The sequence below is a fragment of the Microbacterium sp. bgisy189 genome, from assembly GCF_057707225.1.
The window spans coordinates 30,774-46,308 of record NZ_JBYIPT010000002.1 but is presented as its reverse complement, the minus strand read 5'-3'; the positions used below and the strand labels follow the sequence as shown (position 1 = coordinate 46,308).

At 66.3% G+C, this 15,535-nt stretch carries 11 protein-coding genes; 3 read left to right on the top strand and 8 right to left on the bottom strand.

The genetic code is table 11. From position 1 onward, the window contains the following. Nucleotides 1-129: 129 nt before the first annotated feature. Nucleotides 130-2,307 (bottom strand): acyltransferase family protein, encoded by a 2,178-nt coding sequence (locus AC3ENX_RS03265; protein ID WP_434810427.1) that lies wholly within the window; start codon nucleotides 2,305-2,307, stop codon nucleotides 130-132. Nucleotides 2,308-2,449: 142 nt separating this feature from the next. Here AC3ENX_RS03265 and AC3ENX_RS03260 point away from each other — a divergent pair, with 142 nt between their 5' ends. Next, nucleotides 2,450-3,838: an SDR family NAD(P)-dependent oxidoreductase gene (locus tag AC3ENX_RS03260; protein ID WP_434810426.1), complete on the top strand. Its 1,389-nt coding sequence runs from the start codon at nucleotides 2,450-2,452 to the stop codon at nucleotides 3,836-3,838. Between the two features lie 138 nt (nucleotides 3,839-3,976). Beyond that, nucleotides 3,977-6,031 carry an FG-GAP-like repeat-containing protein gene (locus AC3ENX_RS03255; RefSeq protein WP_434810425.1) on the top strand — a complete coding sequence of 685 codons (2,055 nt, stop codon included), beginning with the start codon at nucleotides 3,977-3,979 and terminating at the stop codon, nucleotides 6,029-6,031. A gap of 27 nt (nucleotides 6,032-6,058) precedes the next feature. Here AC3ENX_RS03255 and AC3ENX_RS03250 read toward each other — a convergent pair whose 3' ends face one another. The 4 genes from AC3ENX_RS03250 to AC3ENX_RS03235 all read right to left on the bottom strand — a co-directional run bounded on the left by AC3ENX_RS03250 (nucleotide 6,059) and on the right by AC3ENX_RS03235 (nucleotide 10,681). Further along, nucleotides 6,059-7,126, bottom strand: a complete 1,068-nt coding sequence (locus AC3ENX_RS03250) for a CDP-glycerol glycerophosphotransferase family protein (protein WP_434810424.1) — start codon at nucleotides 7,124-7,126, stop codon at nucleotides 6,059-6,061. Nucleotides 7,127-7,200: 74 nt separating this feature from the next. Beyond that, nucleotides 7,201-7,914, bottom strand: a complete 714-nt coding sequence (locus AC3ENX_RS03245) for an IspD/TarI family cytidylyltransferase (RefSeq protein WP_434810423.1) — start codon at nucleotides 7,912-7,914, stop codon at nucleotides 7,201-7,203. Further along, nucleotides 7,911-9,563, bottom strand: coding sequence for a CDP-glycerol glycerophosphotransferase family protein (locus tag AC3ENX_RS03240; protein ID WP_434810422.1), 1,653 nt, complete (start codon nucleotides 9,561-9,563; stop codon nucleotides 7,911-7,913). Before AC3ENX_RS03240 ends, AC3ENX_RS03245 begins: the two co-directional genes overlap by 4 nt. Then, nucleotides 9,560-10,681, bottom strand: coding sequence for an NAD-dependent epimerase/dehydratase family protein (locus tag AC3ENX_RS03235; protein WP_434810421.1), 1,122 nt, complete (start codon nucleotides 10,679-10,681; stop codon nucleotides 9,560-9,562). The genes AC3ENX_RS03240 and AC3ENX_RS03235 overlap by 4 nt, the downstream gene beginning before the upstream one ends. Nucleotides 10,682-11,046: 365 nt before the next feature. Here AC3ENX_RS03235 and AC3ENX_RS03230 point away from each other — a divergent pair, with 365 nt between their 5' ends. Continuing rightward, nucleotides 11,047-11,778, top strand: a complete 732-nt coding sequence (locus AC3ENX_RS03230) for a hypothetical protein (protein WP_434810420.1) — start codon at nucleotides 11,047-11,049, stop codon at nucleotides 11,776-11,778. 63 nt (nucleotides 11,779-11,841) lie between these two features. Here the strand turns inward: AC3ENX_RS03230 and AC3ENX_RS03225 are convergent, their stop codons facing one another. Genes AC3ENX_RS03225 through AC3ENX_RS03215 form a run of 3 tightly spaced genes read right to left on the bottom strand, consistent with a single transcriptional unit; the run spans nucleotide 11,842 to nucleotide 15,532 of the window. Continuing rightward, nucleotides 11,842-13,002, bottom strand: a complete 1,161-nt coding sequence (locus AC3ENX_RS03225) for a CDP-glycerol glycerophosphotransferase family protein (protein WP_434810419.1) — start codon at nucleotides 13,000-13,002, stop codon at nucleotides 11,842-11,844. Beyond that, nucleotides 12,999-14,213: a polysaccharide pyruvyl transferase family protein gene (locus AC3ENX_RS03220; protein ID WP_434810418.1), complete on the bottom strand. Its 1,215-nt coding sequence runs from the start codon at nucleotides 14,211-14,213 to the stop codon at nucleotides 12,999-13,001. The genes AC3ENX_RS03225 and AC3ENX_RS03220 overlap by 4 nt, the downstream gene beginning before the upstream one ends. Then, on the bottom strand, nucleotides 14,210-15,532 hold the full coding sequence (locus AC3ENX_RS03215; protein ID WP_434810417.1) for a CDP-glycerol glycerophosphotransferase family protein: 1,323 nt from the start codon (nucleotides 15,530-15,532) through the stop codon (nucleotides 14,210-14,212). Before AC3ENX_RS03215 ends, AC3ENX_RS03220 begins: the two co-directional genes overlap by 4 nt. Between the last annotated feature and the right edge of the window lie 3 nt (nucleotides 15,533-15,535).

The window sequence follows — 15,535 nt, the reverse complement described above, 5'->3', positions numbered from 1 at the left end:
TGCTCAACCCGCCGCGGCCGACCGCGCATCATCGTACCCCGACGACGCTGTCCCTTGGCTGTATGCCGCGCGGGTCATGATTTGTCGCCGCAACCACGCGTGTGACCTGGGAATCCCAGGTCACATTGGCTATCGCTCGTCGGCTCCCCACAGTGCCGCGCGGGCGACGTCCGATTCGCGCAACTGCGCCTCGAGCGGCTCGGCGAGCGTCCTGGAGAAGGTCTCGGTGAAGTGATGCGGGTCGCGGTACACCACGACGTTCCCGATGACCGCCGCGCATGCGTCCGTGTCGGGGCAGATCCAATTGGTCATGTCGATGACATCGGTGTGCGCCAGGCCCTCGACGGTGTAGGCCACGTACTCGCTGCCTCGGCCGAACGCGTCTTCCCGCGGCGTCGCGCACTCCGTGAGTTGATCCGGATGCTCAGAGATGCACTCGGGAACGTCGCTGTTCATCGACGGCGTCGTGTTCATGATGAGGGAGGGGATGCCGGCATCGGCGAGGAGCTGGAGGTTGTCGCGCAGCCCATCCGCGTAGCGCAGCCGCATCTCCTGCCGCGAGAGGCCTTCCTGGTAGGCGGCTCGAGTTCCTCGGTTCGCGGTGACCACGAGGTCGGGCTGTTCCGCGAGAATCTGATCGAAGCTCGCAGCGCTCCACGCATTGCAGCTGGTGTACTCATCTCCGTTGCGGTCGGCCTGACTCACGTTTGCGAATCCGCAGGAGGCCTTGCTGGTCACCCACAGTCGCCATCCGTTCTGCTCGGCGAGCTCGATATAGGTCGACGCCCAGTTCGCCGCGTGCGAGTCGCCGATCAGGACGATGCTGACGTCGGAATCCGTGTCGCCGAAGATGCAGCCATCGATCTTCGGTGTCGGCGATGTGCTGGGGCGGTTGCATCCGAGCTCGTAGACGATGGTGTTGTCTTCGCGGGCGTTGATCGCCGACGGCGTGAATCCCCCTTCGACCTCGTCGACGGGATCGCCGGCGTCGGTGAAGCTCGCGGGATCGTCGTCAGTGAAGTCGTCGGTGAGTGCCTCGGCGCCGATCGGATCGCCGTCGGCTCGGTACTCGGGGTTCATCATCGTCGGTGTGAAGACGACGAGCGTCGCGACGACGGCGGTCGATGCCATCATTCCTGCGCCGGCCGTGAGTGCACGTCGTGCCGAATGCGTGACCCAGGTCCAGGTTCGGAACGGATTCTCGATGAACCGGTAGCTCAGCCATGCCGGCAGCACCGAGAACACCACGATGAGGAGGCCGTAACGGACGCGAAGCTCGCCGCCGAGCAGGTATGTGCCGACGACGATGAGCGGCCAGTGCCACAGGTAGAGCGAGTAGGAGATGTCACCGATCCAGCGCATCGGTCGGAGTGTGAGGACTCGACCGGCACCCGTCTGGGCGCGACCGTTCATGCCGCCCGCGATGACGGCTGCTGCACCCAGTGTGGGGACGAGCGCGGCGGCGCCGGGGAAGGGCATCGCGCCCGTGAAGAGCACCGCCGCCGCGGCGATCGCCACGAGCCCGAGCCAGCCGAGCATCGTTCCCAGCCAGTGCGGGATCCGGCCGACCTGGGGTGCGAACACGGCCAGGGCGGCGCCGATTGCGAGTTCCCACAGCCGTGTGGTCGTGACGAAGTACGCGGTAGCGGGTTCGGTGGCCGTCGCGTACACGGAGTACAGCAGCGACGGCACCAGGATCACGATGACGCCGATCCGCGCGGACCGACGCGTGGCCGTGGCGTGGCCGTCCGGCGCATCTGCGTGCGTGACTCGCACGAACACCGCCAGCAGTGCGACGAGGACGAGTGGCCAGACGATGTAGAACTGCTCCTCGACCGCCAGCGTCCAGAAATGCTGCAACGGGCTGGCGGCGACGTCTGCGTTCAGGTAGTCGGTTCCCGCTGCGAACACCCAGTTGACGACGTAGAACGCCGACGCGATCGCCTCGATGCCGATCGACTCCCATCGGATCTGCGGAAGCAGCGCGACGGTGAGCGCGAGTGTGACGAGGAGGACGACCGTCGCGGCCGGAAGGATGCGCCTGGCCCGTTTCGCGTAGAAGTCGGCAAGGCGAATGCGTCCCGTCCGCTCGGCTTCTCGCAGCAGGATGCCGGTGATGAGGAAGCCCGAGATCACGAAGAAGACATCGACACCGATGAACCCGCCTCCGAACAGGGACCAGTTCGCGTGGTACAGCAGGACGGCGCCGACCGCGACGGCCCGCAGCCCCTGAATGTCGGGGCGGAATCCGGCGTGCCCCGAGCGTTCGGAGGCGCTCAGAAGCGCACGTGCAGGATCAGCAGCCACCAGGGTATTGTGCCCCGGGCGCACCGTGAGTTGCCTGGGTGTCGACCGCAGGCGCGCGGCGACACGGCGGGAGACCGGCTCCGCCGACCGTGCGCCCGTAGGATGGTGCGAAGCCCGACGCCCCCACCGCAAGGAACTTTCGATGCCCTCGTCGACCCGCACTGTCGCAGTCATCCTCGCAGGCGGCATCGGCGTCCGCGTGGGTCTCGGCATCCCCAAACAGCTCATCAAGATCGCAGGCAAGGCGATCGTCGAGCACACCCTCGACGTCGTCAACGCGAGCCCCGTCATCGATGAGATCGTCATCGTCATGAACGCCGGATCGCTGAGCGAACTCGATTCACTCCGTGACCCGGAGCGCTTTCCCAAGCTCACGCGGATCATCCCTGGGGGACGCAGTCGCAACGACTCGACGCAAGCGGCGCTGGCGGTCCTCGGCGACGACCCGGACACCAAGGTCATCCTGCACGACGCCGTGCGTCCGTTCGTCAGCGAGCGGATCCTCGAGGAGTGCGTGGACGCGCTCGACGATTACGAGGCCGTGGACGTCGCCATCGCGTCGGCCGACACGATCATCGAGATCGACTCCGCCTCGCACATCACGAACATCCCCGACCGCTCGACGCTGCGACGCGGCCAGACACCGCAGGCATTCCGCCTGGGCACCATCCGCGAGGCGTACCGGCTCGCAGACCAGGACAAGACCTTCCACGCGACCGACGACTGCGGGGTCGTTTTCACCTACCTGCCGCACGTGCCGATCTTCGTCGTCGAGGGCTCCGCCGAGAACATGAAGATCACCGAGCCGATCGACGTGCACATCGCAGACAAGCTCTTCCAACTGCAGTCCGAGAGCCTGTCGGCGGTCGACGAACTCCCGGACCTCGACGGCAAGGTCCTCGTCGTCTTCGGTGGCAGTTACGGAATCGGCAAGAGCATCGTCGAGCTCGCGACGCGGGCCGGTGCGGTCGTGCACGAGTACAGCCGCTCCAGCACGGGGACGGATGTCCGCTCGCACGCGCACGTGAAGAAGGCGCTGAAAGCCGCGTTCCAGGCATCCGGCCGGATCGACCTCGTCGTCATGTCGGCGGGCGTCCTGCAGATGGGACCGCTCGCCGAGACGGGGGTGAAGAGCATCGAGACGAGCATCGAGACGAACTTCCTCGCGCCGGTGATCGTCTCTCGCGCGGCCCACAAGTACCTCGCCCAGACCGAGGGGCAGATGCTGCTGTTCACCTCGAGTTCGCACACGCGCGGGCGGGCGAACTACGGGGTGTACTCGGCGAGCAAGGCAGCCGTCGTCAACCTCACGCAAGCGCTGTCGGAGGAGTGGGCTCCCGATGGGGTGCGGATCAACTGCATCAATCCGCAGCGGACGCGGACCCCGATGCGGACGCGGGCGTTCGGCGAGGAGCCTGAGGACACCCTTCTCGATCCTGACGATGTCGCATCAGTCAGTCTTCAGGTGCTGGCAAGCGATCTCACCGGTCAAATCGTGACGGTGCAGGTCGAGCAGATGCGCAAACACTGAGTCAACCCGGTTTCGATCGCGGTCGACGCCGCCTATGCTGGGCTGTCTGGGGAGACCCGGAGAGGACGGATGCGGGCAGGAACCCATACGCGATTGAGTTGGGCGATGGCGGCGACGATCGCATGTGTCCTGGCCTCCATGTCGGCGGCGAACGCACAGGCCGCGTCGCCGGAGTCGTCGCCTGCGCCGACCGCGGCGGCGACCTCTGAACCGGCGCCGACCGCGACGCCGTCAGTCACCGAAACGCCTGAGCCGGTCGAAGAGGGCGACACCTCCGAGCACAGCGATGGCCCCACCATGCCGCTCACCCGCGAACTTGAAGCTGGATCCCTGCCGGCGCTGAACGGACAGAGCGGCACCACTGGCATCCAATCGCGGTTGGCGGCGTCGTACGGTCCGCAACCCGTGTTCCGGTTTCCGTTCGCCCCAGGATACCGGTGGGGGATCAGCGGCTCTCATGCCGACAGCGACGGGATCTATCGGGGAGCGATAGACTTCGCGCCGCTGAGTTCGGGTGCGACGAGGGTACGGGCGATCGCTGCGGGACAGGTCTACCGGGTGAGTTGCTCGGGCGGATGGTTCCTCGGCATCGACCACGGTGGCGGGTGGATGTCGGAGTACTACCACCTGAAGGACGCGAAGTCGTCGCTGGTCGGCGAATGGGTCGAAGCGGGGACGATCCTCGGTACGGCCGGACAGACGCTGCCGTGCGGCGGCACGCCCGGGGCGAGTGCCCACGTGCATCTCTCGATCCTCAATTCGACGGTCGATGTCCCGTCGGGAAAGCGTCAGTACATCCCGGTGAGCGGCATCCAGTTCGACCGCTTCCTGCTCACCGATTCCAGCGGCGCCTATAACGGCGTGTGGCGGGACTTCTCGGGAAAGACAGTGCTCACCTCTCGAGGGGTGACCTGCTGTCTCACGGCGGATGACCGAGTCGGGCCCACCTCGCCGAAAGCCGTCCTGCCGGACGTCGACGGCAACGGTATCGACGACCGTTCCGAACTCGTCTCCTGGGACACCGACCTCGACGGGAACGGGCGCCCGGAGATCGTCGGCTTCGGATCCAAGGGGGTCATGGTCAGCAACAACACCGGCACGACCTTCACGTCGGGAACACGGGTGCTCAGCAGCTTCGGGCAGGCGACGGGGTGGTCGACATCGCGCCACCTGCGCATGGTCGTCGACGTGACGGGCGACGGTGATCCCGACATCGTCGGGTTCTCGGACACCGGTGTGTTCGTCGCAGCCGGTACGACGGCGCGGGGGTTCGCCGCTGCGAAACGCTGGTCGTCGCAGTTCGGAGCGGACGACGGATGGAAACTGTCGCATCAGGTTCGAACGCTCGCTGATGTCACCGGGGACGGTCTGCCGGATGTCGTCGGCTTCGGCAGTCGAGGCGTATCGGTCGCCGCGAACACGGGCGGGTCGTTCGGGGCATCGAGTCGATGGCTTGCCGCGATGGGGTCGGCGTCGACGGCCGGAGACTGGAACACCACCCAGCATCTGCGAACGGTCGCGGATGTCGACGGGGACGGTCGCGCGGACCTCGTCGGCTTCGGGCGTCGCGGCGTCGAGGTGGCGCGCAGCACCGGAACCGGCTTCGCGCAGCCGACACGATGGACCGACGCCTTCGGTGCCGACCGCGGATGGCGCCAGGATGTGGCGCCGCGGTCCCTGGTCGACATGAACGAAGACGGCCTGCCGGACATTGTCGGATTCGGGCGAAACGGTGTCTACGTTGCGCTCAACACAGGTACGTCGTTCTCGACGGCAACGCGCTGGTCGTCGAGTTTCGGACATGCCAGCACGGACGGTGCCTGGGGGTCAGATCGGGACTCGAGAACGCTCGCCGACGTCAACGACGACGGTCGACCAGACATCGTCGGCTTTCGCAGCGGCGGGGTGTACGTCGCACGCAACACGGGATCGTCCTTCACATCTGTACGGCGCTGGACGACGGACTTCGGCTCGAAGGAATGGACGCTGGGCGCGATGCCGCGATCGGTCGTCGACGTCAACGGGGACGGGCAGGCGGACATCGTCGGGTACGCGCGTCACGGCGTGCACGTCGCCCTGAACGACGGCACGAGATTCCGCGCCGCCGCACACTGGAGCCTCGATTACGGCTGGGGGGCCTCGACGGGCAACTGGCAGGTGCGGACCAAGCCCCGCGGCATCTCCGCAGGCTGACCAGGTCTGACGGTCGTCGGGTTCGTCTCAGCCCTGACGGTCGAGCAATCGCGCCGCGATGCGCGCGCTGGAGTGTCCGTCGAGAGCGTCGCAGAACTCCTGGAGGAACGCCTGCAGGCGCGACTCGTCGATCTCGCTTCGTGCGATCGCGTCGGCGAGGCCCGCTGGATCCTTCACCACTGGGCCGATCGAATAGTGCTCGAAGGGGCGGTAGAACGAGCGGTCGGCCGTGTACGCGTCCAGATCCGGTACGAAGAACACGATCGGCCGACGCAGGAGCGCGAACTCGAAGATCGCCGAAGAGTAATCCGTGATCAGGACATCGGCGGCCATCAGTACGTCGTTCATGTCGGCCACGCGGGCGGCGTCCACGACTCCATCGGGCAGATCCCCGCGGGAGACGAACGGGTGCTGGCGTACCCCGATCCGCCAGCCCGGGCCGAGGGTCCGCGCGATCGCCGCCCAGTCAGCCTCTGGTGCGCCCTCGGCGGTCAGCTGACCGCTGCCGCGGAACGTCGGTGCGAACAGCGCGAATCGCTCGTCTTCTCCGATGCCCAGCTTCGCGCGGACCGCCGCACGTGTCCGGGCGACGTGGGCGTCATCGAAGAAGACATCTGTTCGAGGCATGCCCCAGGGCTTGACCCGTTCGACCGGGATCGCGAACGCCTCCGCGTAGTCGACGGCGATGCCCGTCGAACTGACGATCGCATCCGTGTAGTTGCGGTGGATCTCGCTTCCGCGCGTGGGGCCGCCGGGAAGGCCCGCCCTGCTGTGACCCACGCGTTTGAACGCGCCGGCGGCGTGCCACAGTTGGACGAGGCGGGTCTGCGGGCGGATGCGGAAGAAGTAGATCAACGGGTAGAAGTCATCGAGCACGATCACGCCGCTGGTGGCGATGAGCATCGGCAACCGCAGTGCGTCGCGCAATGGGCGACGTGCGGACAGTCGCGGTTTGAACACCCCGATGACCTCAACGTCGCGGGACTGGGCGATGATCGCGTCGCGCAAGAAGCGCATGTTGCCGGTGAATCCGTCGTGGGAATCCGAGAGGAACAGGACGCGATTCATTCTCACTCGCACGAACGGTCGCAGCATGCTGTAACCAACGAGGTACGGGAGGAATCGGAGGGCTCGCAGCAGTCGACTCCTCCGCAGCCGTGCGCGCAACCTCAGCCGCCGATCTGATTGCGTTCGAGCACGTCGAAGAACGCTCGACAGATGTAGTAGTCCTCTGCCGTCGTGATTTTGATGTTGGAGCGCGGTCCGTCTACGCGGAACAGCTCGTGCCCGTAGCGACGCAGCAAGGTCGCGGTGTCGATCGAGTCGTCGTCGCCGTCGGCGACGGCGCGGTCGTAGATCTCCAGCGCCGTGCTCAGGCGAGTGCTCTGCGGTGCTTGGGCGACGTAGAGGTGTTCGCGTGGAAGCACATCGTCGATCTGCTCGCCCGACGCCGAGACGATCGTCTCATTGCCCTTCGTGCAGGTGATGGCGGCACCGCGTTCGCGAACGGTCCGGATGTTGTCGGAGATGAGCTGCGCGTTGATGAGCGGCCGGACGCCGTCGTGGATCAGCACGACGGTGTCGCCGGGGCATTCGTTCGCGACCGCGCGGATCGCGCGGTGACGGGACTCCTGGCCGGTCGCCCCGCCATCCACGATCCAATTCACCTTTGTCAGCTCGTAACGGGAGACGAGGTGCGCGAACCGGTCCCGCCAAGCGGGAAGAATCGCCACAGCCACCCGATCGATTTCGGGGTGATCCTGGAAGTGCTGGATCGTGTGCACGATGAGCGGGGTGCCGTGGATCTCCAGGAACTGCTTGGGCAGGTTCTCCGAGGACATCCGCGAGCCGATGCCGCCCGCGAAGATCAGCGCAATGTTCATGGTGCTTCAGCCTCCAACGCGGTCTTCGAACCGCGGTACTCGTCCAGAATGAGCCAGTCGATGACGCGATCGGCGGCGCCGGTGTCGATCCGGTCGAAGTTCTCGGCCCGGAATCGCGCAAGCTTCTCCACTTCGAAGTCGCCGGTACGGATCGCTTGCGTGAGTTGCTCGAACGTTTCGCAGACGCGTCCGGGCGCGGTCTGTTCGTATGCCCGGTGGAACCCGCGCGTCGCCGCGTACACGGTCTTGTCGGGCGCGAAGAACAACATCGGGCGGTCCAGCAGCGCGAACTCGTAGATGATCGACGAGTAGTCGGTGATCAGCAGGTCGGTCACGTGCAGCAGACCGAGTCCGTCGGGGTAGTCGGTGAAGTCGAAGAACCGATCACGATACCGATCGGGGATCTCGATGCGCTCTTTGACGAAGTGGTGCATCCGGAACAGGACAACCGTGTCGGGCGGGCACGCCGCTGCGAGCGCGTCGAAGTCGATCAACCCGAAGTCATAGGAAGCCGAGTGGTAGGAGGCGCCGCGGAACGTGGGCGCGAACAGGATGATGCGTTTGTCCTGCAAGTGCGGGTACTGCGCTGCGAACGACGCCTTGAAGGCCGTCGTGCGTGTCTCGTCGAGGAACCAGTCGATGCGCGGGAGCCCCGTCGGCACGATCGCGGCTTCTTCGATCCCGAAGGCCTCGGCGTAGACATGTCGGAGATGCTCCGACCCACTGATCGCGTACGTGTACTGGCGGTGCGGTTGACGCAGGGACGGTGAATCGGTGCTGCCGAATCGGCTGAAGCCGACCGATTTGAACCCGCTGCCGGCATGCCACAGCTGGATCACCCGAGTGCGGGGATCGATCGTGACGGTGTTGAGCAACCCGAAGTAGTCGTCGAGCAGGATGATCTCGCTCGTCGCCATGAGGTACAGGATGCGCGCGGTTCTGAGCCACCCCGTGGTGGCGGGAAGGCGAAACGACGATCGCAGGTCGAATCGGTCGTCGAGTCCGCGTTCGAGCATGCGCTCGTGCACGCGGAGCAGGTTGCCTTCCATGGTGGGTTGCTGGTCGGACGCGAACAGCACCCGCCCCGTTCTCGGGCCGAACAGTCGCGACGCGAGTCGATAGATCGCGCGGACGTATTTCTGCTTGGTGCCGGCGCCGAGCAGGCGGGATCTGATGCGTGCCGGGAGTCTGCGCGCTCGCTTCGCTGGCGCCGCGCGTCGCAGGTGGTTGCTGCGGATGAGCAGGTCCAGCCTCGATGGGTCATCACGATGCTCTTCGACGCTGAAGGAGACCGTCAGCGCCGCGCGGCCCCCGTCATGGAGGAACACCCGGGATGCGTCGTCAAGGTCGGCGAGATCGCCGACATATGTGGCGGTCGTGCTCGGGTCGAGTTGCGCTTCGACGCGCCAGTTCCCGTCGGGGATCGCGGCTCGATCGGCGAACGTCGTCACATTGATCGTGATGGCGAAGTTCCCGCCACCCTTGGCTGTGGCGGTCGTCGGGAACGATCGGTCGCCGTCCACCAATGAGAAGGCAACCGTGGACGGCGACTCGTCGGCATCCGCGGGTGGGGACGAGAGCCGCACATGCACTGTCATGTGGATGCGTTCCCAGGTGATGCTGACGACCTCGACCCCTGCGCCGCTCATCGAGACCTGCGCTCTTCGTGCCAGGCGATCGTGCGATCGATGCCCTTCTCAAGTCCCACGTGCGGTGCCCAGCCGAGCGCTCGCAGCCGAGCGTCGTCGAGGCCCGCACCCAGGGCGGTGGTCCCGCGGGTCGCGTCGGTCGGTTCGCGGAACCCGACCCGGAGGGCTGCAGCTGGACGCGCGCGGGCGAACGCCTCGGCAAGTTCCCGGATGCTGACGAAGCCGTCGCGGTCGGAGACGTTGTACGCGGTGTCGGCACCGAGGAGCAGAGCGGCGAACAGTCCCGAGACCGCATCGGCGAGATAGGTGTAGGTGCGGCGCGCGCTTCCGTCGCTGTGCAGCGTGATGTCGCGTCCGGCGACGACGTCCGCGGTGAAGTCGGCCTGCACCCGACCGTCATCGAGCGCCATTCCGGGCCCGAAGATGTGGCCGAATCGTGCGAGAGTGATGGGGATGCCGTATTGCGCGTGGTAGCTCGCGGCGATCGTCTCGGCCGCGCGCTTTCCTTCGGTGTAGCTGGCGCGCGGGTTCAGGATGTCGACCGCGCCGTAGCTGTCCTCCGTGAGGAGTCCGCCCTGTCCGCCCTCGATCGGGTGGCGTCCATAGACTTCCGCCGACGACATCAGGACGAACCGGGCGCCGCCGGCGTCGCGGCACAGTTCGAGCAGGTTGAGCGTTCCCTGCACGTTGGCGCGGATCGTGTCGACCGGGGCGGTCGCGTGCAGGTGGGGGCGGGCTGGAGATGCGCCGTGGATGACAAGGTCGACGTGCGTGTCGAGTCGTACGGGGTGCGAGACGTCGCCTTGCACGATCGCGAAGTCGTCTCGATCGATCACGTCGGAGAACACCTCGCGGGCGCTGGACGGATCGCGCACGAGTCCGAGGACTCGGATGCCTGCTCGACGGGTGTCGTTCAGGCGCAGCAGTGTGCGAGCGACGTACGCGGGGATCATCCCTCCGGCGCCGGTGATGAGCACCGTCGTGCCGAACAGCTGCTCCCACGGCAGCGGCGTGTCGACGAGTTCGTCGATGTCGCGAGCGATGACCCCGGTCGGCCGAGTGCCCGGAGTCGGTTCCGGCTGCGCCGATCGGGCGCTGCTCGGACGGTCTGCGGGCACCCGAGCAGTATATGTCAGCCGAATGGGGAGCCGCATGGTCGGCTCGGTGTCGTTCGAACGCCGCGGGCGCCCGCAACGTCGTGCACTTCGATAGTGTTCGGACAGAAGAACGGTAGGCACCGATTATGCGTCGATCACTTGCCATCGCAGTGGGAGCGCTGGCCGTTGCCGTTCTTCTCGGGGGATGCGCGACGCCCCCGGCGTTGCCGTCCGACCCGACCGCCGCCGAACTCGGGCGCACTTTCGGCGCCTGCCCGCCCGAGAGTGGCCCGGGAGAAACCTTCCCGCCACTTGAGGTCGTCGCCGGAATCACCGAGTGGGTGGCCGCGACCGGCCTCGATCCTGACCAACCCCCCAAGATCGACATGATCGATGTGGAGGTGCAGACCTTGTCCGGTGGTACGGCGTCGGTGCGCTTGCACTCCTCGTCCTGGCCTGGGATCGAATGGGGGTTCGAGAACGACGCGAAGGTCTGGCTCGCGATGGCCGATCCGGAGTACTGGACTCCGGGAACGGTCTACTTCGTGCTGATCGAGACCGCGGACGGGGAGGTCTTCTTCCCGGGATGGTGTGGCGACGAGACACTTCGGATACCGCTGGAGGCCGAGCTCGGGCCCGAGAGCGACGAACTGCTGGCGGGGCTCCCGCTTGTCGCCCCAGACGATGTCCGCGACTACCTCGGGATCGTCGACCCCGAACCTGAAGTTCAAGACCCGGACCGACTGATCCTTGACCCCGAAATCGTGGATGCGTCCGTGCTGGACCCGCTCACCCTGATCGGCATCCATCTGAAGACCAACGGGGCAATCGGCGGCGGCACCCTCACTATCTGCACGCACATCCCCGCAGGCTGGAACGAATGCGTCATGGCCGACGAGACGAGCAGCGTGAAGGGCTGGAACTTCAACGCCTACGTCGACGACTCCGGTGTGCTCGAGTTCTGGCTGCTCAACGAAGACGGTGACGTGTCCCAACCGTTCGGGAAGATCGGCGAGGTCGACACCGGAGGCGAAGGCATCGAGGTGTTCGTGGACACATCGACCATCGGCGCCGACGGAACGATCACCAACGACGACCTGGTCACCCTCGTCGACTGACATCCTCCGCCGCACGGCGACGGCGGCTGCGATCACCATTGTGCGCCCAGCAACGTGTGGCTGTTACCGGACACCCATCAGTGCGTCGATCCGATCGACGATGTGAGCCGCAACCGCGCCGTCTTCCGGTTCGCCATAGGCCCGAAGATACGCTGCGATCGCCCGGTCGTAGGCCGGTGCGTCGAACTGCTCGATCCGGTCGACCAGCTCGCGGTTGGATGTCGACACGGCCAGTGGCGTGGCAGCCACCGCGGCGGGCAGCTCACGCTGCCGCGGGTCGAACAGAAAGGCCGGCCTCCGGGTCAGCAGGTAGTCCGCGATCCACTCCGCCCGGTCGGTCATTCCGGCGTCCGAGACGACGAGCAGCTCCTGCAAGTCAGGATGGAACGTCGCGTCATGACAGAAAGACGGCAGCCCGGCCAGGAGCAGGTCGGCGTGCGCCTTGTCGACCGCGTCTGTGCGGATCAGGATCTCCCATTCGCCGCCGAAGGTCCGTGCGAGGGCGGCACGGATCGAAGCGAAGTCGATGCCGCTGAACTGCGCCTCTCGTAATCCGCGGTCGGAGCTAGGGGCGAACAGCAGGAATCGCTGCTCAGCGTCGGCGATGCCGAGCCGGTCGGTCACCTTCTTGCGCACGGCCGGCGCATCCTGTGGCGTTGTCGACACGAGCACGTCGTTGCGGGCGTGGCCACGCGCGGCGGGCGGGACGGAATCGGACGTTCCTGCGTGCTCGACCCGCTCGCCGTCGGCGGTGAGCCAGTGCTGGCCGTCCGATCGGGCGATGTGATGACGTTGCAGCCAGTCGCCGTCCTGGACGACCACGTTGGCACTCGCGATGGCACGGACGGACGCCGCGGTGCCGAGCCGCACGAATGAGAACGCGCGTGGGAACGGGCCGACGGACCGCTCGCGCAGCGCCCAGGTGATCCGGTACGGCGACCGGCGTCGGAGGAGTTCCTCCGCGATGTATTTGACGTCGCCGCCGTACTCTCCGTCGCGTGAGAGCAGCACGATGGAGGCGGGGTCTCTCCGGGTGCGTCGGGCCACCAGACGCTTGCCGACGACGGAGAGTCGGGCATCCGCGCGCGCCGTGAGATTCTCCTGCACGAAGATCCGCACTCCGCGGACGCCCAGGTGTATCGCTCGCACGACGATCTCGACCAGACGGAACACACTGCCGACCAGCAGCGTGAGGAGCCTTCCCTCGATCAACTTGTCGATCATGACGACCTCCGGGGCACGGTGTCGACGAATCTCGCGAGCTGTCGACGCGTGCGCTCTCGCAGCTCGCCGCGCCGTGCGGCGTCTGGGCGCGGCATGTCGTTGTCCACCAGCATTCGGGCGATCTTCACGAAATCGAGCTCGTCCTCGTTGAAGTAGCGGTCCCGCAGTCCTGTGATCGACGTGAGGAACCGCAGCTTCTCGCCCCAGATCAGCCCGATGACGGGCACCTCCAGTGCGTAGGCCGTGATTCCCGCATGCATACGCGCGCTGAGGATGATGTCGAAGCTCGCGACGAGGTTGACGAACTCCGTCGAGGTCGTCGGTCTGTCGACCAGTTGCTCGCTCCGCAGATTCATCGACGAGACGAGTGAGCGTCCAAACGTCTGGTCGACGGTCATGCCGTTCGAGAACAGCGTGAAGTCGGCATCGAGCCGCTGGAGCTCCGCGATGAGGTTCCGGTAGAAGTTGACGACCGCGTCGGGAGACAGGTCGCCGCCGTACACCGAGAAGTTCTGGGGGTTCAGGAGGTTGATGCCGATGCGCCGGCGCCTTGGCTCGGCGCGTTCGCGCGTGTGCCGGTCGACCATGTCCATCTCGTCCAGCCAGAACACCGGGTCGCCCACCCGTTCGGTCTCGATGTTCGGATTCGTGATGTAGTGCGCGTCGAGCGTGTCGAGGTCGTCACGGGTCGTGATGACTTTCACGTTGTCGGTGTTGAGCGCCCGCTTCAGGCGCTGGCACCGGATGTCGGTCTCGCTGTACCCCTCGACGCCGACCGCGTTCATCATGACGGGGATGCCCTGACGGTGAGCGGCCTTCAGGATCAGCTCGTCGATGTAGTTCAACCCCTGCGTCTTGTATTTGATGAAGCCGCCACCGGTGAAGATGAGCGCGTCGAGACCGCTCACGCGCTCCTTGAAGTACCAGCCGAGCTTCGTCCGCCAATACATGGAGTGATAGTGATAGGCGAAGCGTGGGCTGCGCACGACCGACAGGATCGGCCGCTGGAACGCCTTCATGACTGCCGCAGCGCGGAAGTTCAACCGTCGCATCCCGGTACGGACAGCGGGCGTGTGTGGGTCGACGTCGATATCTACGACGGCGATGTCGGGGTCGCACGTTCGCAGCAGGTACTTCGAGGCCTCGACGAGAAGGTAATCGCCGACGTTCTCATTCGTCATCAGACCGACGACACCGATTGTTCTTCTCATGCCTCGGTCAGTGTAATCGACCGTGATTCCACGGCCTCGAGCACCAGTCGCGCGATCCGATCGGCGCACGGGGTGCTCCCCGCGGACGGAGGAGGATTTCCGGGAACCTGCACCCATCGGCGGGCGAACGCCGCGGACCGCTCCGGTGTCGCCTGGCCGGTCGCGACCGCCTCGGCGAGGGCGGTGACGGATTCGGCGATGGGGCCGGGAAGGTCGTTTCGGTAGTCGAGATAGAAGTCCCGCGACGCGAGGAACGCATCGAGGTCTGGAGCGAGGAAGTAGGTCGGCACGCCGAGGACCGCGGCTTCGAAGAGCGCGGACGAGTAGTCGGTGATGAACAGGTCCGCGACCTGCAACATCTCCTGCGTCGAGAATCCCGGAGCGATGTCGATGCCTGGCCCGAAGTCGGATGCCATCAGTGGGTGCAGCTTCACCACGGTGTGCACGCCATGCTCGGCCAGCGCGGTGACGAGCGCGTCAGCGTCAGCGCCGACACTGCCGTCGAGCCGGAAAGTGGGCGCGAACACCGCGACGCGTTGCCCCCGCAGGTGCGGATGCGCGGCGAACACGCGAGCCCGGACTCGTTCGGCCTCGGCAGGGTCGCGCAGACGGTCCACGCGGGGGAGCGGCGCGATGACGACCCGGTCCTCGGGGGTGCCGAGCGCCTCCGCGAAGGGAGCGCGAGCAGGTTCGCCGCTGGCGAGGACGATGTCGTAGCCCTGATGCATCCGCATCGCTGAGGCGAGGCGACCGTCGCGCCCTTCCGATTGATCGAGGATGCTCAGCCCGAACTTCTTGAACGCGCCCAGCGCGTGCCAGATCTGGACGATGGTGAGGTCGCGCTTGTGTCGGAGCACGCTTGCGATGATCGCGTACGTGTCCACGACCATCACTCGCGATGTGGCCGCATGGTAGAGCTGCGCGAACATGTGCAGGATGTAGCCGACCTTGGCGATGATGCCGGGGGGCACCATTCGCACCAAGATGACCACCTCGATGCTTGCATCGCTTCGGATGATCGCGTCGCGCAGCGCCGCGAAGTCCTCGGGGATCTCGGGGTGCTCCCTGCTGATCATGACGACTTTGCGGCGCGTGGGCAGCAGCTTCAGCGGCGCGTATGCAACCGCCAGCGACCAGCGCGCGAACGCGGCGACGACGAGTCGTGCCGTCATCGCCCCCGTCGCACGGGTGGGGGCGGGCTCGCTGCCACCGGGGGCGATCAGCGTTCGGCGGGCACGCGTGCCCGCGCGCAGTCGATCGCGGATGCTCGGCACGAAGGCCTTTCGCCGGGGTGAGCGCCGCTCGGGCGGAACTGTCACAGC

Excerpts from the sequence above, each read along its gene's own strand:
- AC3ENX_RS03250 (WP_434810424.1), bottom strand. The coding sequence starts at position 7,126 with ATGCTGCGACCGTTCGTGCGAGTGAGAATGAATCGCGTCCTGTTCCTC.
- AC3ENX_RS03220 (WP_434810418.1), bottom strand. The coding sequence starts at position 14,213 with ATGAGAAGAACAATCGGTGTCGTCGGTCTGATGACGAATGAGAACGTC.
- AC3ENX_RS03260 (WP_434810426.1), top strand. The coding sequence starts at position 2,450 with ATGCCCTCGTCGACCCGCACTGTCGCAGTCATCCTCGCAGGCGGCATC.
- AC3ENX_RS03240 (WP_434810422.1), bottom strand. The coding sequence starts at position 9,563 with ATGAGCGGCGCAGGGGTCGAGGTCGTCAGCATCACCTGGGAACGCATC.
- AC3ENX_RS03225 (WP_434810419.1), bottom strand. The coding sequence starts at position 13,002 with ATGATCGACAAGTTGATCGAGGGAAGGCTCCTCACGCTGCTGGTCGGC.
- AC3ENX_RS03230 (WP_434810420.1), top strand. The coding sequence starts at position 11,047 with ATGATCGATGTGGAGGTGCAGACCTTGTCCGGTGGTACGGCGTCGGTG.
- AC3ENX_RS03255 (WP_434810425.1), top strand. The coding sequence starts at position 3,977 with ATGTCGGCGGCGAACGCACAGGCCGCGTCGCCGGAGTCGTCGCCTGCG.
- AC3ENX_RS03245 (WP_434810423.1), bottom strand. The coding sequence starts at position 7,914 with ATGAACATTGCGCTGATCTTCGCGGGCGGCATCGGCTCGCGGATGTCC.